Here is a 4,019-nt window from a genome sequence, read left to right as displayed (position 1 = left end):
CGGCAAGACCAGCCTCTACGCGCTTGAGCGCCTCGATGATCTGGCTGTCGGTGAATCGGGACTTCTTCATGGTAGAAATTTTCCTTCGAAAACTTCTACTTCTCACTGCGCTGGTTTTGCGGGGGGATTACCCTCCGCCGCTTCGATCAGCGGCGTGCCGGTGAAGCCGATGAACTTGGCATTGGGCAACCCCTTGCGCATGTTCAGGGCAAGCCGTCCGTATTGGCTGCGATGCGCCTCGTCGCTGATGACGATGATGTCGTCACGCTCCGAATAGGGTTCGGTCACGCGCTCGCGGTACTTCTGGATCAGGGTGAAGACATAGCTGCGGTTGCTGTCGCGGAGCATGGCCCGCAGGTTCGCCCCGCTCTGGGCCTGGTCATCCTTGGCGTGTGCGCGCCCGCAATGGGTGTAGGTGCCGGCGATCTGGCCATCCAGCTCGCTGCGATCAGTGACGACAACAAAGGTGTAGCCCGCCGACACCCTGCGCCGGATTTTCTCGCTCAGGAATACGATGGAGTACGACTTGCCCGAGCCCTGGGTATGCCAGAACACGCCGAGCTGCCCCGTCGCCAGCTCGGCTTTCACCTTGTCATCGTCCGACTGCAGCCGTGCAATGACGCGATTCACGCCCAGATACTGGTGATTGCGGGCCACGATCTTGGCGAGGGCGCCCTCGCTGGCGTCGAACAGGATGAAGTTCTCGATAATGTCCAGCAGCCGCGCCCTGTCCATCATTCCGCGCAGCAGCAGGGGAAGCTGCATCGTGCTCTTTCCCGGCTCCGGATCGTCCTCGTCCAGCCGCTTCCACTGGTAGTGATGCTCGGACGTGGCCGTGATGCTGGCGTACCTGGCGATGTGGCCATTGGAGAACACCACGAACTGGTTCCAGTGGAACAGCTGCTCGATGCTGCCCTCGATGGCGACTTGCTTGCCGGATTCGTCGGTACCGCGATAGTCGCGGTAGTTCTTCTTGTAGGCGTCGTGGTAGTCCACGTCGAAGCGCTTGAGCTCGACGAACACCAGCGGCAGGCCGTTGACGAAGCCCACCAGGTCGGCGCGACGCAGGTAGTTCCTCCCGCGCACCCACAGCTCGCGAACGGCCTTGAAGCTGTTGTTGTCCGGATCGACGAAATCGACCAGCCGCAGGCGGCGTTCCACGGCTCGCCCGGCGCCATCCTTGAACCGGACCAGCGCGCCGTTGCGCAACAGCTCGTACTTGTCCTGGTTGATGGCGACCAGGGTCTTGGCGTGGTCGTGGGTAGTGGCTTGGTCGATGGCCTGCCGGTAGGCCTCCTCGGGCAAGCCGGGATTGAGCCGCTCCAGCGCGGCGCGCAGGTCGGGCGTGAGCACCGTCTCGGTGAAATTGCTACGCCCGGTGAGATGCGGCCTGTCCTCGGTCTCGGCCTGGGCATGGACCGACGACCAGCCAAGCTCACCCAGGATTGCGGCGGCATCCTTCTGGATCATCCCGTCTTCGCTGTAATCCCCCCGTGCGTTCATCGCCTTACGCCTCGCTGAAGTCGAAGCCGCACTGGCGGTGATGGCGCAGCGTCAGCAGATGGATGCAGTCCCGATGGATGGCATACAGCGCCAGGTACTCTTCCAGAATGTACTCGCGCAGTTCGATGTCATCGCCCAGCAGCTCGCGCACGGCTGTCCAAGCGGCAAGCACTTCCGGCGCTTCAGGGTTGTGGGCGATGAATTCGCGCCCGATGCGCGGCGCCTGAGCCAGGCGCTTGGGCAAGGCGTCATAGGCGTCGTCCAGCAGCTGCTGCCCCGCGGCATCCGCGCCAACGCCGATCAGGTGCGCCACGGCCTCGTCCAGTCTGCGCTCGTAGGCCGCACCCAGGACGACCTGCATGCGTCAGGCGTCCGTCTTGCGTGCGGCCCTGGCCGCGTCCAGCCGGGTCTGCGACCGCGACCTGGCCTCCTCCACCGGGATGCCGGGCTTGCCCGCGCGAATGTCCTGCAAACCGGCGGTCACGTCGTTCAGCAGGCCAAGCTGAAAGTTGGCTCGTGCCAGCGTTTCGCGCTCCAGACGGTGGTAGTAGTCCAGCTTGCGGGCATCCACCAGCGCCACATAGCTCTCGCCGTTGCGGGTGATGATCTTTTCGTGGCCGGCGCGGACTTCATCGGCCAGCCGGGTCAGGTCGGCGCGAGCCTTGTTGAAGGGCACGATGTCCTGTGAGGTGATGGGCATGGCGGGCTCCGGGTGTTGATGCGCCTAAACCTTAATGTATTCGTTGATGTTTGGCAAAATCGCCCTCCGGGCTACGCCGCTTCCGGCTGCGGTAGCGGGATGCCGGAGACGTCCAGTTGTCCGCTCATCAGCTTGGGCAGCAGGGCGTCGCGGGCTCTGGCGAGTTTCTTTTTTTGCCTTTCCAATTGGAATGCTTGCGAATACAGCGGTGCGACTAATGTTTCGAAGGAAGCAGCAACTTCACCGGCTGGCACAAGCAATGACAGCAAATGTGCGTAGTTTCGATTTAAACCAGGCACAGCGGCATCGCTGCTGATGAAGTTCAGGTTGCTCAGGGCTTGCAATAAATAGAACGTCGACGCTTCGGGATCAATGAAGAACACCGTATCGATCGGAAAGCAGGGCTCGGGCGAAAAGTACAGGCTGCCCACATTGCCTTTGCGCCCGACTACGATGGCGCCCCCATCCACGAGCGCACGATCATGGTTACCGACAACCCCACTTGAGCCATATACAGGCACCTGTCCATCCTTGCGTTCCGTAGCTTTAAGCGCCCTGCCGTACTTGAGCGGCGCGATTTGACCCAAGGTCTTGCGTGCCCAACCCTCCGGCACGCCATCCACCACCGTGACGGTCTCATGGCCGGGAAAGCGTAGATGCACGAACCATTCTCGATATAGGCGACGGGCGGCGTCTTCCAGAAGGGCGATGCGGCGCTGATTAGTGGCGATGAGATCGTCGTAAGCGAACAGTACTGCAGCTATTCTTCGCTGCTCTCCCAACGAAGGAACAAAAATCTCGAAGCCTGGAAAATTCGTCAACGGAATCCGATCAACCGTCGCGCCCGTCATCGTTTTTGCTTCAATCTGTGCCCGCCATCTCGGCGCGAAGAAGTAGTAGAACAGATAGCAATAGTCGATCTTTTCTGGATCCGGGCGTATCAATGCGGTTCTACGACCCAACGTGAAACTCATGCCGTCGGGGATGATGGCGTACCTATTCAAAGTTGCTTCATAGGTGAAAACGATGTCATTCGCCTGCGGCGTCACGCGACGATTCCATCTCGGAAGGTCACGATCGGCAACCCACCGGGCAGTGGCTAGGTCAATTCTGCCATCTGCCGAAATGTTAGGAATTCCAAGGAATACTGCTGCACCCTCTTCATGAAGCTCTGGCGTTGCATGCGGGCCGTCGTAAACGCCAATAGCAATGTCTCGAATCGTTCGTACACTGTCACTCACGCGAACAACTCCTCGAAGTTCTGGCTGATGGTCGCCGCAAGCTCGGATGCCTTCTCATCCAACTCTGCCAGCTCGTCATGGATGGCCCGCATCCGCTCGGCAAACCCTTCTTCGTCATCTTCAGTGACCACCGCTACGCCGACATAACGCCCCGGCGTGAGCGACCAGTCGTTCTGCCCGATGCGCTCGCGGGTGCTGGGTATCGACGAGCTCAAGATCATCGGCCAGTACCGGGCCATGATCACCAACGTCGAGCGCAAGACCGTGTTCGATATCCGCCCCAGCCGGGCCAAAGCCGAGTTGATGCCCTATTTCCGCGACCTGCGGGACAAGGACTCGGTCGAGTGGGTGGCGATGGACATGTACCACGTTTATCGGCAGGTGGTGCGCGCCACGGGTAATCCCCCCATTAACCAGAGTTCTGAGAAGTAGAGCTATGCGGCCATGGCCAACCGCTGCTTGGGGGTGATGCCGCCCAAGGCCATGTTTGGGCGTTCATGGTTGTACATCCACATCCATTGGGTGGCGCACAGCCTGACCTCATCAAGGTCTGTCCAATGGTACTGCGAGAGCCA

General features: G+C 60.6%; 6 protein-coding genes and 1 pseudogene. 1 reads left to right on the top strand and 6 read right to left on the bottom strand.

The window, feature by feature from the left end:
- Positions 1-102 precede the first annotated feature (102 nt).
- The 5 genes from ARC78_RS15690 to ARC78_RS17080 form a co-directional block, all read right to left on the bottom strand.
- Positions 103-1,503 carry a type I restriction endonuclease subunit R gene (locus ARC78_RS15690; protein ID WP_096144998.1) on the bottom strand — a complete coding sequence of 467 codons (1,401 nt, stop codon included), beginning with the start codon at positions 1,501-1,503 and terminating at the stop codon, positions 103-105.
- A 4-nt stretch (positions 1,504-1,507) separates the two neighbouring features.
- A complete protein-coding gene (locus ARC78_RS15685) occupies positions 1,508-1,864 on the bottom strand; it encodes a hypothetical protein (protein WP_054659968.1) in 357 nt (118 codons plus the stop codon).
- Between the two features lie 3 nt (positions 1,865-1,867).
- On the bottom strand, positions 1,868-2,203 hold the full coding sequence (locus ARC78_RS15680) for a type II toxin-antitoxin system Phd/YefM family antitoxin (RefSeq protein ID WP_054659966.1): 336 nt from the start codon (positions 2,201-2,203) through the stop codon (positions 1,868-1,870).
- Positions 2,204-2,274: 71 nt separating this feature from the next.
- Positions 2,275-3,444: a restriction endonuclease subunit S gene (locus tag ARC78_RS15675; RefSeq protein WP_083468530.1), complete on the bottom strand. Its 1,170-nt coding sequence runs from the start codon at positions 3,442-3,444 to the stop codon at positions 2,275-2,277.
- Positions 3,441-3,575, bottom strand: a complete 135-nt coding sequence (locus ARC78_RS17080; RefSeq protein ID WP_256202377.1) for a hypothetical protein — start codon at positions 3,573-3,575, stop codon at positions 3,441-3,443. Before ARC78_RS17080 ends, ARC78_RS15675 begins: the two co-directional genes overlap by 4 nt.
- A 58-nt stretch (positions 3,576-3,633) precedes the next feature.
- On the opposite strand from ARC78_RS17080, the pseudogene ARC78_RS15665 reads away from it, so the two are divergent.
- A pseudogene (locus ARC78_RS15665) lies at positions 3,634-3,840 on the top strand (transposase); the annotation flags it as partial.
- A 38-nt stretch (positions 3,841-3,878) separates the two neighbouring features.
- On the opposite strand, the gene ARC78_RS16470 reads toward ARC78_RS15665, so the two are convergent.
- Positions 3,879-4,019 (bottom strand): integrase core domain-containing protein (locus ARC78_RS16470; protein ID WP_145974376.1); only part of this gene is annotated, 141 nt, incomplete at its 5' end.

The sequence above is a fragment of the Stenotrophomonas pictorum JCM 9942 genome, assembly GCF_001431585.1.
Classification (GTDB): domain Bacteria; phylum Pseudomonadota; class Gammaproteobacteria; order Xanthomonadales; family Xanthomonadaceae; genus Stenotrophomonas; species Stenotrophomonas pictorum.
This window is presented reverse-complemented; position numbering and strand designations above follow the sequence as displayed.

Bases quoted from the DNA above. Each gene is read 5' to 3' on its own strand.
- ARC78_RS15685 (WP_054659968.1), bottom strand. From the start codon at position 1,864: ATGCAGGTCGTCCTGGGTGCGGCCTACGAGCGCAGACTGGACGAGGCC.
- ARC78_RS15690 (WP_096144998.1), bottom strand. From the start codon at position 1,503: ATGAACGCACGGGGGGATTACAGCGAAGACGGGATGATCCAGAAGGAT.
- ARC78_RS15680 (WP_054659966.1), bottom strand. From the start codon at position 2,203: ATGCCCATCACCTCACAGGACATCGTGCCCTTCAACAAGGCTCGCGCC.